This is a genomic window from Inhella sp. (assembly GCF_027532025.1).
Classification (GTDB): Bacteria; Pseudomonadota; Gammaproteobacteria; order Burkholderiales; family Burkholderiaceae_C; genus Inhella.
This window is the reverse complement of record NZ_JAPZSY010000088.1, coordinates 1-15,410: the sequence shown is the minus strand read 5'-3', so window position 1 is coordinate 15,410 and position 15,410 is coordinate 1. Positions and strand designations below refer to the sequence as shown.

Below are 15,410 nucleotides of genomic sequence, written 5' to 3'. Positions count from 1 at the left end.
AGGCTAGGCGCTGGCGACGCCGCGTGGCGGGCTACGTCAGGAGCCGGCAACGACGCTTGTCGCCCCCGGGGCTCGGCCCGAAGGGTGGCCCCTGGATCCGGCGCCTGCGTTGTCGCTCCTTCTTGTGGACACGAGTCCACGGCTGCGTCGCTCCTGGCCTACGCCGGACCAGGGGCCACGCCGGCCTGGGCTTCTGCCGGGCAGACTCCTAGGTTCCGTGTTTGCGCACCACCACGCTGCCGATGCTGTAACCCGCGCCGAAGGAGCAGATCACGCCCACGTCGCCCGGACGCAGGTCGGCCCGGTGCTCATGGAACGCGATGATGGAGCCGGCCGAGGCGGTGTTGGCCCATTCGTCCAAGATGATGGGGGCAATGGCCGTACCGGCTTCGGCGCCTACCAGCTTCTTGACGACCAACTGATTCATGCCCAAGTTCGCTTGGTGCAGCCAGTAGCGACTCACGGCCGTGGGGGCGAGGTCGAGCTTGCCCAGGTGGGCCTCGATGTGGGCCGCTGCCATGGGCACCACCTCCTTGAAGACCTTGCGTCCTTCCTGGCGGAAGGTCTTGTCGCGCTCGGTTCCGGCGCTGTCCTCGCAGCGGTTCATGAACCCGAAGTTGTTGCGGATGTTGTTGCTGTACTGCGTGGCCAGTTGCGTGCCCAGCACGGTCCAGCGCTCTGAAGCCACCGCGGTGTCGGCGGGCTCGATCAAGACGGCGGTGCACACGTCACCAAAAATGAAGTGGCAATCGCGATCGCGCCACTCCAAGTGCGCGCTGGTGATTTCCGGATTCACCACCAAAACGCACTGCGCCGATCCGCAACGCACGGCATTCACGGCTTGCTCGATGGCGAAGGTCGCGCTGGAGCAGGCCACATTCATGTCAAACCCGTAGCCCTTGGCGCCCAAGGCGGCCTGGATCTCGCACGCCATCGCCGGATAGGCGCGTTGCATGTTGGCGGCGGCGCAATAGACGGCATCGATGTCGCTCGGGCTGCGGCCGGCCTGCTCGCAGGCTTTCTTGGCGGCATCGACGGCCATGTCCGCCATCAGGCTCCATTGCTCGTCGGGGCGGGCGGGAATGCGGGGGTACATGCGGGCGGGATCCAGCACACCCTCTTTGTCCATCACATAGCGATTCTTGATGCCTGAGGCCTTCTCGATGAACTCCACACTGCTGTGAGCCAGGGCTTGCACCTGACCCGAAGCGATGTCCGCGGCGTGCTCGGCATTGAAACGGTCGACGTAGTCGTTGAAGGCCGTCACCAGTTCGGCATTGGTGATCTGGTGCGGCGGGCGGTACAAGCCGGTGCCGGTGATGACAACGTCGCGCATGGCGCAGTCTCCTGGGGGGATGTCTAGAGCAGCCGCTCAGTGTAGTGAGCGGGGCGTCAAGGCTTCGTGCAGGGCATCCTTGAGCTCGGCCCAGCTGTAATGGGCCTGGGCACCCAACAACCCCAAACGGCCGAAGACGGGCGTCAGGCCATAGCGCTGCCAGCGCTCGTCCGTGCGCCCACCCCGGGCCATGAGCTCGGCGAGCAGTTCCCCGGCCACGGTCGTCGGCGCCACACCATGCCCACCAAAGCTCTGGGCGAACCACAGGCCATCGCTCAAGCGCCCCAACTGCGGCATCTCGTGGGTGGCGTAACTCATCAAACCGCCCCAGGCAAACTCGATGCGAGCGCTGGCAAGCTGGGGGAAGACCTTGAGCACATCGGCCTTGAGCATGCGGGCAATGCGTTCGGGGTGGCGCTCCAAAATGGAAATGCGACCGCCCCACAACAAGCGTCCGTCCGAGGGGCGGCGGTAGTAGTCGAAGGCAAACCGGTTGTCGTACACGGCAGCGGTGGTCTGGACCGGGTGCTCGGCCAGCGGCTCCGTGGCCAGCATGTAGGTGGCGATGGGCAGTCGTGCTCGCTCCAAGCGCGGCAGCACGCGCCGCAGGTAGCCGCCCCCAGCCACCACCAGGTGGGTCGCGCGCAAGCGCCCCTGCGGGGTGTGGAGCAGCCAGGCCGTCCCCTGGCGTTCGACGCGAACCACGGGGCTGTCGGGGTGAACATGCCCGCCTTGGGCGCCCACCGCTCGCGCCATGCCCTGGGCGTAGCGCAGCGGATGGAAATGGAAGGCCTCGCGGTCCCACAGGGCACCGCCATAGCGGTCGGAGTGCAGGCCCGCACGCACCTCGGCGGGACCGAGAGCCTCCCATTGAACGCCAAAGTGCTCGCGCAACATCTGGCCGTGCGCCGCCATGGCCTGCCGCGAGCGCCGGGTGTTGAACCAGTCCACCCACCAGGCCCCGCCGTGGATGAGGTCGCACTCGATGCCCCAGGCTTGGACGCGATGGCGGATCAGGGCCAGCGCGTCGCGGGTCAGGCCGTATAGCTGGCGTGCGGGCTCGGGGCCCCAGTCGGCCAACAGACGGGCCGGGTCTCGGCTGTAGCCGCCCAGCGCAAATCCGCCATTGCGACCGCTAGCGCCATGCCCTACGGCATGGGCTTCCAACACGGTGACGGCGGACATGCCACGGTCCTGCAGGCCACAGGCCACCGCCAGCCCGGCAAAGCCTGCGCCGAACACCGCCACCTCAGCCTCATGGTCGCCCACCAGGGGCGGCAGGTGGAGGTCAGGGGCCGTGGCCTGGTAGTAGGTGAGCGGGTGGTGGGGACTGCGCTGCGGCATGGCGGCGCAGCTTACGCCAGCCCCCCTCCACCCACAGCCTCAGGCGCGCAGCGCCTGGGCTTCCCGCGCCAGTTGGGTGATGCGCGCCCAGTCGCCCGCAGCGATGGCATCGGCCGGCGTCAGCCAGGAGCCCCCGCACACGCGCACATTGGGCAGGCTCAGGAACTCCGGCGCCGTCTTCAGCGAAATGCCCCCGGTGGGGCAGAAGGCCACATCGGGGAACGGCCCCGCCAAGCCCTTGAGCAAGGCCACACCGCCCACGGCCGTGGCAGGGAAGAGTTTCAGGAAACGGTGGCCGGCGTCGTTGGCCCGCATGACCTCGCTGGCGCTGGCCACGCCGGGCAACAGAGGCAGTCCAACGTCGTTGCAGGCCGCGCTGAGCCGCTCGGTGAAGCCAGGGCTGACGCCAAACACGCAGCCAGCGTTTTTGGCAGCCACTGCATCGGCTGCCGTGCGCAGGGTGCCGGCGCCCAGCACGGCTTCCGGCACCGCCTTGGCGATGGCTTCCATGGCGGGCAAGGCAGCGGCGGTGCGCAATGTGACCTCCAGCACTTTGACGCCACCGGCCACCAAGGCTTGTGCCAGGGGGACGGCGTCTTGCAGGCGCTCGATGACGATGACGGGGATGACGGGCCCGTGTTGGGCCAGGGTATCCAGGGTGCTCATAGGGCTCAAGGGCTTTACAGCCAAGTGGTGGCGCCGGTCTCAGCGCTGCTGACGTGACGGCGCATGCCGGCGAACAATTCCCGGCCCAGGCCCCGCGCGTTGTCTTGCGCTTGCTCTGGGTCCAGCGTGACCAAGGGGCGGGCGGCCCATTCGTCGGCGGGCGCCAACACCTCCAAGGTGCCGGCCACGGCGTCGAGTCGGATCACGTCGCCGTCCCGAACCTTGGCGATGGGGCCACCATCGAGCGCCTCCGGGCTCAAATGAATGGCTGCCGGCACCTTGCCCGACGCACCGCTCATGCGGCCGTCGGTCACCAGCGCCACCTTGAAGCCCTGACCCTGCAGCACCGCCAGCGACGGGGTGAGTTTGTGCAGCTCGGGCATGCCGTTGGCTTTGGGGCCCTGGAAGCGAACCACCACCACGACATCACGGGCCAACTCGCCGGCCTTGAACGCGGCCTGCATGGCCTCCTGCGTGCTGAACACGCGAGCCGGCGCCTCGATCACGTGACGATCCTCCGGCACCGCCGACACCTTGATGACCGAGCGCCCCAGGTTGCCGGACAACAGCCGCAACCCGCCGCTCGCGCTGAAGGGCTCGGCCGCCGTGCGCACGATGCTGGCGTCCACCGGTTGGGTGGGCAGATCGCGCCAAATCAGGCGGCCGTCGTGCATGAACGGCTCTCGCGTGTGGGCGCGCAACCCTTCGGCGGCCATCGCGGGCACGTCGTGCATGCAGCCCGCGTCCAGCAATTCCCGGATCACGAAACCCGGCCCGCCAGCGGCTTGGAACTGATTCACATCGGCCGTGCCGTTGGGGTAGACGCGAGCCAGCAGCGGCACCACGGCCGACAACTCGCTGAAATCCGTCCAGTCGATCAAGATGCCCGCGGCGCGAGCCACCGCCACCCAGTGGATGAGGTGGTTGGTGCTGCCGCCGGTGGCCAGCAGGGCGACCATGGCGTTAACGATGCAGCGCTCGTCCACCAGTCGGCCGATGGGCTTGTCCAAATTGACCAAGAGCAGCCGAACCGCCTCGTCGGTCAGGGCTTGACGCAAGCCGGCGTGAGGATGCACGAAGGCCGCACCCGGCACATGCAGTCCCATCGCCTCCAGCAGCATCTGGTTGCTGTTGGCCGTGCCATAGAAGGTGCACGTGCCCGGACCGTGGTACGCCGCTTCTTCGGCCTTGAGCAACTCCTCCCGGCCGACCTTGCCTTGGGCGTACAACTCCCGCACCTTGGCCTTGTCACTGTTCGACAGCCCGGAGCTCATGGGGCCCGCAGGCACGAACAACATCGGCAAGTGGCCAAAGTGCAGCGCACCGATGAGCAGGCCCGGAACGATCTTGTCGCAAATGCCCAGCATGAGGGCGGCGTCGAACACGTCGTGCGTCAGGCCCACAGCCGCGCCCATGGCGATGGTGTCGCGACTGAAGAGGCTCAACTCCATGCCCGGCAAACCCTGGGTGACGCCGTCGCACATGGCGGGCACCCCGCCAGCCACCTGCACGGTGGCCCCCAGCCGGGACGCCGCCGCCCGAATCTGCGCCGGGTAGCCCTCGTAGGGCTGGTGCGCGCTGAGCATGTCGTTGTAGGCGGTGATCACCCCCACATGCGGCACGCGCTGGGCCACCACCTTGAACTTGTCGGAACTGGGCAACGCCGCGAAGGCGTGGGCCACGTTGGCACAGCCCATGCGGTCGCTGCCGCGCTGCCGCTGGCGCAAGCGATCGACCTGCGCGAGGTAGGCCTGCCGCAGACCGCGGCTGCGGGACACGATGCGATCGGTGACTTGCGCCACCACGGGGTGCAGGGGAGTCGTGGCAACCATGGATGTAACTCGTTACTCAAAGAGGATGTAACTGTATTACATCGACACCCATCTGACCAGCTCAAAGGCCCTGATGCTGCAGAGGCCAGTCGCCCCCGACTTCAAACGGCCGTGACGCTCCACCGCCCTTGCACGCGGGCCAGATCGGCCGGGGTGTCGATGTCGACCAACACGCCGGGGTCGTCCACCTCCACCGGCTCGGCGGCGTAACGCATCAGCAAGCGCCGCGCGCCTTCGTCGCCCTGGAGGGCGATCAACTCGGAGTACAGCTCGGAGGAAAAGCCCACGGGGTGGCCGCGCTGGCCTCGGTGCTGGGCATACACCACCGGGTCCTGGCTCAGGCGCGAGGCGACGGCGCGCAGCGACGACGGCTGGACCAGGGGCATGTCGCCCGGCAGGATCAACCAACCCGGCGCCGATGCGGTGGCGCTGACCCCGGCCGCGATGGACCGCCCCATGCCCTGCGGGCCTTGGGCGGGCAACACAATGGTGTCGCGTGCAGCCACGCTGCGCTGCGCCAGGGCGGCCAAGTCGGGCGCGCACACCACCAGCACCCGCATCTGCGAAGCCAGGGCGTTGCTGAGCGTGCAACCCAGCACCGTGCTGCCACCCAGGGGCTGTTCCAGCTTGTGGCCCGGCCCGCCATAGCGGGTGCCTCGGCCACCGGCCAAGACCAACACCACCGGTAGCGCACTGCTGACCACACGCCCTCCTGAATGCCGGATCAAGCCGGCTCTGTTGCACCGCAGAATGCGCCCCAAGACGCCCCACGACCAATGGGGCCTTCCATTACGGAAAAACCTTGTTCGGAGACACCCGCATGAATTGGTTGTCAGACATGCGAAAAAGTTACGAGCGCGGGGCGCTCGACGACGACAGCGCCGCCTCGGAGCCGTTGCAACAGTTCCGCGCGTGGTTCGACGAGGCGTTGGCGGCCCAGGTCCTGGAGCCCAACGCCATGACCCTGGCCACCGTGGGCCCCGACGGTCAGCCCAGCACGCGCGTGGTGCTGGTGAAAGACGTCGATGAGCGCGGCTTGGTTTGGTACACCAACTACGAGAGCCGCAAAGGGCAGGAGCTCAGCCACAACCCGCGCGCCGCCCTGCAGTTTCACTGGGTGGCGCTCGAACGTGTGGTGCGCATCGAGGGCAACGTGGAGCGCGTGCCCGACACCGAAAGCGATGCCTACTACGCGAGCCGCCCCCTGGACAGCCGCTTGGGCGCCTGGGCCAGTCCGCAGAGCCAAGTGATCAGCGGACGCGCGGTGCTGGTGGCCAATGCCGCCAAGGCGGCCGCCCAGCACGGCCTGAATCCGGCGCGCCCGTCGCATTGGGGCGGGTACCGGCTGAAGCCGCACGCTTGGGAGTTCTGGGCTGGCCGGCCCAGCCGCCTGCACGACCGCATCCGCTACCGATGGGTGGAAGGTCGATGGCTGCGCGAGCGACTGGCCCCCTGATCAAGGCTGCGGCTGGGCGTCCACCACGCGGTAGAAGAGTCCGTAGGGGTCGTCCTTGAGCACGGCCAGCAGGCCCTCCACGACCACAGGCTCGAGCGTATAGCGCACGGGCGTGAGGCTGCGCACCTCCACCAAGCCTTCGGGGCCGGCGGGCACGCAGAAGTTGCAGCTGGTGGGCACGCTCGACAACAAAAAGTGCTTCTGTCGGTCGCCCGGCTCCAGCGGCATCATGAAGCCCTGGATCTTGACCTTCTTCTGGTGCAGGGCCGCCACTTCGGGCGGGAACTGGGCGATGAGCTTCTTCTTCTCGACGCGTGTCGTCACCGAGGACAGCAGCGACCAAGGCAGCACGCCCGGCTTGTCCTCCAGGGGCTTGAAGGGGCTGCGGGGGTCGTGAAACCCCGGGCCTTGCCCGATGGCACCGGCGGCCGCCGCCCCGTTGGTGCGCGGCTGCGCGGACACGGGCAGCGCCAGGGCCAGGGCCAGGGCCAAGAGTCCGCAACCCCACCCGCGTTCAGTGCTCATGCTTCATCCCGCAGTACTTGCCGATGGCCAAGCCCTTGCAGCGGGCTTGCAGCTGCTTGAGGCATTCCGCCTCAGGACGGCCCGACTCCAGGCACTTGGCCGCCTCCTCGTGCGCCTGGGCCATGGCGCGGTGGCGATCGATGTCTTTGCGGGTGTGCGCATCCAGCTTGGGTTGGGCCCAAGCGACCAGCGTCACCCAACCCAAGCCCAGCACGAGGCCTTTGGCGAACTTCATGGCATTCCTTTCTCAACGGGGTGATTGCAACAGGGTGCTGACGTCGGTGCGCATCGCGCGCCAAGCCGGCCATGCGGAGGCCAGCAACGCCAAGCCTACGGCCACGGGCCACAGCCACCCCTCGCTGCGGCTCCAAAAGGTGGGGTCCAAGGGCAGCGACTGTTGCCCTGCCAGCCAGTGCGCCAGCGCTGCCAGCGCAGCGTGCGCGGCCAACAGGCCCAGCGCCAGCGCGACGGTCATGCTCAACACCGCCTGCCAGGCCACCAAAGCCGCCAAACGCCAGGGAGGCGCACCCATCAAACGCAGCAGGGCCAGATCCCCCTGGCGCTCGCGCACGGCGTTCATCTGCACGATGACCAGGCTGAGCAAGCTGCTCACCAGCAACATCGCGCCAAAGCCCTGCAGCACCTCCCGCCCGGCACCAACCATGCGCAGAAGGCGAGCGCTCTCCAGGGCGGGGGCCGCCGACTGCAAGCCCTCCTGCGCATTCACCCATCGCGGCAACAGGGCGGCCGCCAAGGGGCTGCGGTAACGCACCAGGGCGATGGTGACCTCCCGATCGGCGGCCATCGCCTGGCGGTCGCTGTCGTCCAAGGCGTGCATGTCCTCATGGACTGTCCAGACCGACGCCAAGTCGGTCAGGGCCAAGCGGTCCAGCACCGCGCCGCTCGGGGCCAACACGCCCACCACGGTGTAGGGGTGGTCGCCATGCTCGTGGCCGCCCTCCCCCAAGCCATGGCTGCCCACGAAGCGGTCGCCCACCTTCAAGCCGGTGGCCCGTGCCACTTCGGCGCCGAGCACCGTCTCCAGGGGCTGCTGCCACAGACGCCCCTGCGCCAGCTGCCCGCCGTAGAGCGCCAGGTAGGCCGGCTCGGCCCCCACCAAGCGCCAACCCTTCACGCTGTCGCCCAAGCTGAGCGGCCAGACCTCGGCCACCATAGGCTGCTGACGCAGCGTCTCCACGGTCGCCAGGGGGATGTTGCCGGTGGGCACATCCAAATGGAACACCCCAGACAGCATGATCTGCATGGGGCTGCCCTTGGCGCCCACCACCAGGTCGATGCCGGCGAGGTCGCGCTTCACCCGCTGGTCCACCTGCTCGGACACCAGCAACACAAAAGCCACCGCCGCCCAGCCCAGGGCCAGCAGCAGCACACCCAAGAACGCCGCCCCTGGGCGCGCGAGCGCCAGTTGCCATGCCAAGCGCAAAAGGCTCATGCGTGCGCCTCCAGCGCCAGGGCGCGGCAGGCCGAGCCACAACGCGCTTGCAAGCCCATCACCACGCGCGCATCGTGGGTGGCGACCACGAGCGAGGCGCCCTCCTCTCCGGCCAAGGCGGTGACCAAGTCCAACAAAGTCTCGGTGGCGGAGTCATCCAAACTGCTGCTGGGCTCGTCCAGCAGCAGCAGTCGAGGCCGCCGCACCAGCGCCCGCGCCAAGGCGGCGCGCTGCAATTGCCCGCCGCTCAAATGCTCGGGCCGCCGTGCCAGCATGCCCTCCAAACCCAAGCGCTGCGCCAGGCTCAGCACCCGCTCCCGGCTCACAGGCTGCCCCACGGCCACGCCCGGCAGCCGCAGGTTGTCGAGCAGGCTCAAGCCCTCGCACAGGTGCAGCCGCTGCGGCAACACCCCCAGCACCGCCCCGCGCCAGGCGTCGCGCTCGGAGGGCCGCAAGCCAGCCAGGGACTGCCCCGCCAGCACCACATCACCGACGCTGGGTCGCTGCAGCCCCGCCAGCAGCGCGATGAGGCTGCTCTTGCCGGCGCCGGAGGGTCCGCGTAGCAGCAGATGTTCACCCTCCCCCAGCACCAGATCGGGGAACGTCAAGGAGGGGCCACCGGGGTAACTCAGCGCCAACCCGGCCCAAGCCAACGGAGGTGCCGAAGCCGCCACGAGGTTCATGCGCTCAGCAAGCGCCGGAACGCGCGTTGAAACCTCTCAACCTTGGGTGCCACCACGAACGCGCAATAGCCGGCTTCAGGATGGTTCTCAAAGTAACGCTGGTGGTAGGCCTCGGCCTTGACGTAGCCCGACACCGGCTGCAACTCGGTGACGATCGGGTTGGGCCACGCGCCCTGGGCCTCGGCCATCACCCGCTTGACCACCTCGGTTTGGTCGGCTGAGTGTGTGTAGATGCCGCTGCGGTACTGCGTCCCCACGTCTTGGCCTTGGCGGTTGAGCGTGGTCGGGTCGTGCACGGCGAAGAACACGGCCAACAAATCCTCCAGGGAGACCTCGCGAGGATCGAACTGCACGCGCACCACCTCGGCGTGGCCGGTGTTCCCCGAGCAAACCTGTTCGTATTGAGGGTCGGGCGTGTGCCCGTTGCTGTAGCCGCTTTCCACGGCCACAACCCCCCGGATGCGCTGAAAGACAGCCTCGAGGCACCAAAAACAGCCTCCCGCCAAGGTGATGGTTTGCACGTTGTCAGACACCGGATCCACGCCTTTTGAACGAAAGCGCCGAGCATAGCGAGGGCCCTGAACCCCCAGCGGAGGTCATGGGAAGATGCCGCGCCATGCGACATGCGCTCGTCTTCCTCCTGCTGCCTCCGGCAGGCCCTTTGGCCCTTGCGCTGCTCGGCGCCCTTTTGGCGCGTCGGTGGCGCATCGGACGTTGGATGCTGGGGCTGGGCCTGGCCTTGGCCTGGGCCCTGACGAGCGATGCCGTGGTCGAACCGCTGGGTTGGGCCTGGGCCCGAACACCTGCCGCTTCGGACGTGCGCGCCAGCGTGTCCCCATGGGCCCGCGACCGGGATGCGGTGGTGCTGGTGTTGGGGGGTGGATTGGCCCGCCGCGCCGATCCCGACGGCCTCTACGACCTGAAGACCGAAACCCTGGAGCGCCTGCGCCGGGGGGTGTTTTGGTCCCGCGAACTGGGCTTGCCCCTGGCGTTCACTGGCGGTCGCAACCCCCTGGCCGCACCCGATCAACCCTCCGAGGCAGTGCTGGCGACCCGCGTGGCGGCCAACGAATTCCGACTGCCGCTGGCGTGGGCCGAATCGGAGTCCATCGACACGCGGGGCAACGCCCAACTCAGCGCGCCGGTGCTTCAAGCCCAGGGCGTGCGCAAGGTGGTGCTGGTCACCCATGGCTTGCACATGCCCCGAGCGCTTCGCGCGTTTCGCGAGGCCAATCCTGGGGTGGAGTTCCGCCCGGCCCCGGTGATGCGCGGCTTCGAGCCCCCCCAGCGCCTGGAGAACTTCCTTCCCAGCGCAACCGGCGCCCAACGCGGACGCTACTTGGTGTACGAGATCCTGGGCTGGCTGGCGGGCCACTGAAGCACGCACCGCCCCAAAAAGAAGAAACCCCGCCCCACCAGAACGGTGAGGCGGGGCTGGTGGCTTGCCACCGGTGGGGCTCTCGGCGCATTCGTCCGAGGGCTCCTGGCGCGCAACGATTGCGCCATGGGAATGCCTCGCTTGAGGCGCCTCCACGATAAGCGATTGGCGCCCGATCTTCAAGCGCCGTCGTTCAGGATTTGTTCGCCGGGCTGCCAAACAGTTCCGCAAACACCGCATCGGCACGGGCCTGTACCTGCGGGGGCATGGTGATGACGCGCCCCCATTCCCGCTGGGTTTCGCCCGGCCATTTGCTCGTGGCGTCCAGCCCCATCTTGCCGCCCAAGCCGCTGACCGGGGAGGCAAAGTCCAGGTAGTCGATGGGCGTCTGGTCGACCAGCACGGTGTCCCGCACGGGGTCCACGCGGGTGGTGATGGCCCAAATCACGTCCTGCCAGTCGCGGATGTTGACGTCGTCGTCGACCACGACGATGAACTTCGTGTACATGAATTGCCGCAAGAAGCTCCACAACCCGAACATCAAGCGCTTGGCGTGACCCGGATAGGCCTTGCGGATGCTGATGACCGCCATCCGGTAACTGCACCCCTCGGGGGGCAAATAGAAATCGACGATCTCCGGGTATTGCTTCTGCAACAAGGGCACGAAGACTTCGTTCAGGGCCATGCCCAACACGGCCGGCTCGTCGGGCGGCTTGCCCGTGTAGGTGGAGTGATAAAACGCCCCGCGCCGCTGCGTGACGCGGCTCAACTCGAACACGGGGAACCACTCCTGTTCGTTGTAGTAGCCGGTGTGGTCGCCAAAAGGACCTTCCAGTGCGTGGAGGTAGCCGTCCATCTCCTTGAGTGGTGTGCCGAGTTCACTGTGGCCCTGAAACCCCGCGGCAGCTGGCGGGATGTGCCCCTCCAACACCATCTCCGCGTGCGCGGGCACTTGCAACATCAGGCCCGCTTCGCCCACCGAGGCCTCCGCCAACTCCGTTCGCCCGCCGCGCAGCAGACCCGCGAACTGGTACTCGCTCAACGAGTCTGGCACGGGGGTCACGGCGCCCAGGGTGGTGGCGGGGTCGGCCCCCAAGGCCACCGCCATGGGGAAGGGTTGGCCAGGGTTGGCGAGGCGAAAGGCTCGGAAGTCCAGCGCGCCACCGCGATGGGCCAGCCACCGCATGATGAGTTGACGCGGACCGATCAACTGTTGGCGGTAAATGCCCAGGTTCTGCCGCAAACGAGGCGCGGGCACCGATTGCGGGCCGCGCGTGATCACCAAGCCCCAGGTCAGCAAGGGGCCCGCATCGTCTGGCCAGCAGTGCTGGATGGGCCAACGCCGCAGGTCGAGCTCCGCGCCCTCGACGATCTCTTCGTGGCAAGGCGGCCGGCGGTGCACGCTGGGACGCATCTGCCACACGGTGCGCGCCATCTCCAGCAAGCGCCCGGCGTCTTTCAAGCCTTTGGGGGGCTCGGGCTCTTTCAACGCGGCCAGCACATGCCCCACCTGTCGCAATGAGGCGAGGTCCGTGGCTCCCATGCCCCGGGCCACCCGCTCGACCGTGCCGAACAGGTTCGTCAGAACCGGGCGATCTCCCGACTGCGGATGCTCGAACCACAACGCCGGGCCCTTGGCGCGCAGCACCCGGTCGCTCAAGGCCGTCATTTCCAAATGGGGCGACACCGGCTGACGCACCCGGCGCAATTCGCCGTCGCGCTCCAAGGCCGCCAGAAAGTCGCGCAGGTCCGTGTATTTCATGCTTCTTGGTTATTTAGAAAAAGCTCTAAACCCTTGACTGGTTATGACGAGCTCCAGAGAATCCGCGCCGTTGTGTGGATGCGGGTAAACCCGGGCCCACCCAGCCTCCTGAAACCACAAGGCATTGCATGCGACACGCCCACTCACTCCGAACCTCGCTGCGCCAGATGGCCGGCGGATTCTCTGTGTTTGTCAAAGACGTCGCCCAGGGACTGCTCCTCGTCAGCCACAACACGCTGGCGCTGCTGGGCCTGGCGTCGCTCAGCTTGGTCGTCGCCTTCTCCAGCCAGCCCCAGTGGCGGGATCGCCTGGAGCACCGGGCCCACGCCTGGCTGGCGGAACGGGCTGCTGCCCGCGCCGAGACCAACGCCGATGGCCTGCTGCTGCCGTCAGACCCCGAGGCCATCACCCGCGTCACCTTCGCTGCCAGCGACGAGCTTTCCCCGCCGCAGCGGCAGGTGTCTCAGTGGCTGGCGCGAAAGTACAAGGTGGCCCCCGAGGCGATGAATCGATTGGTATTGGAGGCCTGGGAAGCCGGCCGCCTCGCTCGCGTCGAACCCACGTTGGTGCTGGCGGTGATGGCGGTGGAGTCCAGCTTCAACCCCTTCGCCCACAGCCCGGTGGGGGCCCAAGGCCTGATGCAGGTGATGACCCACGTGCACGACGACAAGTACCTGGCCTTCGGCGGCCAGCGGGCGGCGCTGGACCCCATCACCAACTTGCGGGTCGGTGTGCAGGTGCTGCGCGAGTGCATCCAGCGCGCCGGTAGCGTTTCAGAAGGCCTGCGCCACTACGTGGGCGCCGCCAACCTGCCCGACGACGGCGGCTACGCGGCCAAGGTGCTCTGGGAAAACGAGCAGCTCAAGGCCGTGATGGCCGGCAAGCGGCCGCCCAACACGGCGCCGCGCAACGACGCCGAGCCTTCGCCGACCGCGGCATCCGGTCCCAGCGAACAGATGGCCCTGTGGAAACCCTGAGTACACTGCCTGCCGCTGCGCGACTGGCGATGAGGGGCTGAGGCCCCGAGGTGGGCCACCACCGGGAAGTGCAGCCGGCCGCACCAGCGGCCGCCTTGAGTCGTTCGCCTGGGCCACCTGCGTCGCTGGCTCGACGGTGGCGGCGCGGGCTCATCCTGAACCGGAGCCCTTGTATGAGCACCCTCTCCCCCTTGGCCCTGCCCGAGTCCGATCCCGAGTTGTACGCCGCCATCGCGGCCGAGACGCGCCGGCAAGAAGACCACATCGAGCTAATCGCCAGCGAAAACTACACCTCGCGCGCCGTGATGCAGGCGCAAGGCAGTCAGCTGACCAACAAGTACGCCGAGGGCTACCCCGGCAAGCGCTACTACGGCGGCTGTGAGTACGTGGACGTGGCCGAGCAACTGGCCATCGACCGCTTGAAGCAGTTGTTCGGCGCCAACTTTGCCAACGTGCAACCCAACAGCGGCTCGCAAGCCAACCAAGCCGTGTTCTTGGCCTTGCTGCAGCCCGGCGACACCATCTTGGGCATGAGCTTGGCCGAAGGCGGCCACCTCACCCACGGCATGTCCCTGAACATGAGCGGCAAGTGGTTCAAGGTCGTCAGCTACGGCTTGAACGCGCAAGAAGCCATCGATTACGACGCGATGGAACGCCTCGCCCACGAGCACAAGCCCAAGATGATCATCGCGGGCGCCTCGGCCTACAGCCTGCACATCGACTTCGAGCGTTTCGCCAAGGTGGCCAAGGCGGTGGGCGCCTACTTGATGGTGGACATGGCCCACTACGCCGGCCTGATCGCCGCGGGCGTGTACCCCAGCCCCGTGCCTTTTGCCGATGTGTGCACCAGCACCACCCACAAGAGCTTGCGCGGCCCGCGCGGCGGCGTCATCGTCTGCAACGACGAGGCCATTGCCAAGAAGATCAACAGCGCCGTGTTCCCGGGCTTGCAGGGGGGCCCGTTGATGCACGTCATCGCCGGCAAGGCCGTCGCCTTCAAGGAAGCGCTGACGCCCGAGTTCAAGGCTTACCAGCAACAAGTGGTGACCAACGCCCAAGTTCTGGCCACGCGCCTGACGGAGCGCGGGCTGCGCATCATCAGCGGTCGCACGCAAAGTCACGTGATGTTGGTGGACCTGCGCCCCAAGGGCATCACTGGCAAGGACGCCGAGGCCGTGCTGGGCAGCGCCCACATGACTTGCAACAAGAACTCGATCCCCAACGACCCTGAGAAGCCGATGGTCACCAGCGGCATCCGCCTGGGCACGCCGGCGCTGACCACCCGCGGCTTCAAGGAAGCCGAAACGCGCCTGACGGCCGACCTGATCGCCGACGTGCTTGATGCACCACGTGACGAGGCGGTGATCGCCCGCGTGCGCGGGCAAGTGGCCGCACTCACCCAGGCCTTCCCGGTGTACGGCTGAGGCACCAACCCCAGCATGCGCTGCCCCTTCTGTTCCCACGCCGAAACCCAGGTCGCGGAAACCCGCGAGTCGGACGAAGGCGACGTGGTGCGGCGGCGGCGGCGTTGCCTGGGCTGCGACCGGCGCTTCACCACCTACGAGCGCGCCGAAATCGCGCTCCCCATGGTGATTAAGAAGGACGGCACGCGCAGCGAGTTCGACACGAACAAGCCGCGCGCGTCCATGATGCTGGCCTTGCGCAAGCGCCCGGTCAGCACCGAACAAGTCGATGCCGCGCTGGAGCGCATCCAGGAGCACATCCTGGCGCAAAACGATCGCGAAGTGCCCAGCAGCCGCATTGGCGAGTTGGTGATGCGCGAGCTGCGCAAGATCGACAAGGTGGCCTACGTGCGGTTCGCCTCGGTCTACCGCAGCTTTGAAGACATCGACGAGTTCCGCAAGCTGATCAAGGACATCTGACCCCCCCATCCCATCCGCATGGGGCCCCCCTTTGGGGGGCGGGACAAGGTCAGCGGCGGTTTTTAGAGTGCACGCATTCCGTCACGACCGGGTGCGTCATGTCGATCCAACGCGG

At 67.6% G+C, this 15,410-nt stretch carries 16 protein-coding genes and 1 riboswitch; of the genes, 5 read left to right on the top strand and 11 right to left on the bottom strand.

The window, feature by feature from the left end:
* Window positions 1–208: 208 nt before the first annotated feature.
* The 5 genes from O9335_RS11775 to O9335_RS11755 form a co-directional block, all read right to left on the bottom strand.
* Complete coding sequence (locus tag O9335_RS11775; protein ID WP_298388279.1) at window positions 209–1,336, bottom strand: beta-ketoacyl-ACP synthase III; 1,128 nt, start codon at window positions 1,334–1,336, stop codon at window positions 209–211.
* A 36-nt stretch (window positions 1,337–1,372) separates the two neighbouring features.
* Window positions 1,373–2,680 (bottom strand): FAD-binding oxidoreductase, encoded by a 1,308-nt coding sequence (locus O9335_RS11770; RefSeq protein ID WP_298388277.1) that lies wholly within the window; start codon window positions 2,678–2,680, stop codon window positions 1,373–1,375.
* A 39-nt stretch (window positions 2,681–2,719) separates the two neighbouring features.
* Complete coding sequence (eda, locus tag O9335_RS11765; RefSeq protein WP_298388275.1) at window positions 2,720–3,346, bottom strand: bifunctional 4-hydroxy-2-oxoglutarate aldolase/2-dehydro-3-deoxy-phosphogluconate aldolase; 627 nt, start codon at window positions 3,344–3,346, stop codon at window positions 2,720–2,722.
* A 14-nt stretch (window positions 3,347–3,360) separates the two neighbouring features.
* Window positions 3,361–5,178 carry a phosphogluconate dehydratase gene (gene edd, locus O9335_RS11760; RefSeq protein WP_298388273.1) on the bottom strand — a complete coding sequence of 606 codons (1,818 nt, stop codon included), beginning with the start codon at window positions 5,176–5,178 and terminating at the stop codon, window positions 3,361–3,363.
* 101 nt (window positions 5,179–5,279) lie between these two features.
* Complete coding sequence (locus O9335_RS11755) at window positions 5,280–5,882, bottom strand: nucleotidyltransferase family protein (protein ID WP_298388271.1); 603 nt, start codon at window positions 5,880–5,882, stop codon at window positions 5,280–5,282.
* Window positions 5,883–5,998: 116 nt separating this feature from the next.
* On the opposite strand from O9335_RS11755, the gene pdxH reads away from it, so the two are divergent.
* Window positions 5,999–6,634 carry a pyridoxamine 5'-phosphate oxidase gene (pdxH, locus tag O9335_RS11750; protein WP_298388269.1) on the top strand — a complete coding sequence of 212 codons (636 nt, stop codon included), beginning with the start codon at window positions 5,999–6,001 and terminating at the stop codon, window positions 6,632–6,634.
* Here the strand turns inward: pdxH and O9335_RS11745 are convergent, their stop codons facing one another.
* Genes O9335_RS11745 through msrA form a run of 5 tightly spaced genes read right to left on the bottom strand, consistent with a single transcriptional unit; the run spans window position 6,635 to window position 9,828 of the window.
* A complete protein-coding gene (locus O9335_RS11745) occupies window positions 6,635–7,159 on the bottom strand; it encodes a DUF3299 domain-containing protein (protein WP_298388267.1) in 525 nt (174 codons plus the stop codon).
* Window positions 7,149–7,394: a hypothetical protein gene (locus tag O9335_RS11740; protein WP_298388265.1), complete on the bottom strand. Its 246-nt coding sequence runs from the start codon at window positions 7,392–7,394 to the stop codon at window positions 7,149–7,151. Before O9335_RS11740 ends, O9335_RS11745 begins: the two co-directional genes overlap by 11 nt.
* Window positions 7,395–7,406: 12 nt before the next feature.
* Complete coding sequence (locus O9335_RS11735; protein ID WP_298388263.1) at window positions 7,407–8,612, bottom strand: ABC transporter permease; 1,206 nt, start codon at window positions 8,610–8,612, stop codon at window positions 7,407–7,409.
* The gene (locus tag O9335_RS11730; RefSeq protein WP_298388261.1) at window positions 8,609–9,295 is read right to left on the bottom strand and encodes an ATP-binding cassette domain-containing protein; all 687 of its coding nucleotides are present in this window, start codon (window positions 9,293–9,295) and stop codon (window positions 8,609–8,611) included. The genes O9335_RS11735 and O9335_RS11730 overlap by 4 nt, the downstream gene beginning before the upstream one ends.
* Entirely contained in the window at window positions 9,292–9,828 is a 537-nt protein-coding gene (msrA, locus tag O9335_RS11725) for a peptide-methionine (S)-S-oxide reductase MsrA (protein ID WP_298388259.1), read from the bottom strand. Before msrA ends, O9335_RS11730 begins: the two co-directional genes overlap by 4 nt.
* Before the next feature lie 83 nt (window positions 9,829–9,911).
* Between msrA and O9335_RS11720 the strand changes: the two genes are divergently transcribed.
* Window positions 9,912–10,673 carry a YdcF family protein gene (locus tag O9335_RS11720; RefSeq protein WP_298388257.1) on the top strand — a complete coding sequence of 254 codons (762 nt, stop codon included), beginning with the start codon at window positions 9,912–9,914 and terminating at the stop codon, window positions 10,671–10,673.
* A 193-nt stretch (window positions 10,674–10,866) separates the two neighbouring features.
* On the opposite strand, the gene O9335_RS11715 is transcribed toward O9335_RS11720, so the two are convergent.
* A complete protein-coding gene (locus tag O9335_RS11715) occupies window positions 10,867–12,435 on the bottom strand; it encodes a UbiD family decarboxylase (protein WP_298388255.1) in 1,569 nt (522 codons plus the stop codon).
* 128 nt (window positions 12,436–12,563) lie between these two features.
* On the opposite strand from O9335_RS11715, the gene O9335_RS11710 reads away from it, so the two are divergent.
* The 3 genes from O9335_RS11710 (at window position 12,564) to nrdR (ending at window position 15,295) form a co-directional block, all read left to right on the top strand.
* Window positions 12,564–13,412: a lytic transglycosylase domain-containing protein gene (locus O9335_RS11710; protein WP_298388253.1), complete on the top strand. Its 849-nt coding sequence runs from the start codon at window positions 12,564–12,566 to the stop codon at window positions 13,410–13,412.
* Window positions 13,413–13,421: 9 nt separating this feature from the next.
* Window positions 13,422–13,533: riboswitch (ZMP/ZTP riboswitch) on the top strand.
* Window positions 13,534–13,585: 52 nt separating this feature from the next.
* Window positions 13,586–14,836 (top strand): serine hydroxymethyltransferase, encoded by a 1,251-nt coding sequence (gene glyA, locus O9335_RS11705; protein WP_298388251.1) that lies wholly within the window; start codon window positions 13,586–13,588, stop codon window positions 14,834–14,836.
* Window positions 14,837–14,851: 15 nt separating this feature from the next.
* Complete coding sequence (gene nrdR, locus O9335_RS11700; RefSeq protein WP_298388249.1) at window positions 14,852–15,295, top strand: transcriptional regulator NrdR; 444 nt, start codon at window positions 14,852–14,854, stop codon at window positions 15,293–15,295.
* Window positions 15,296–15,410: the final 115 nt, after the last annotated feature.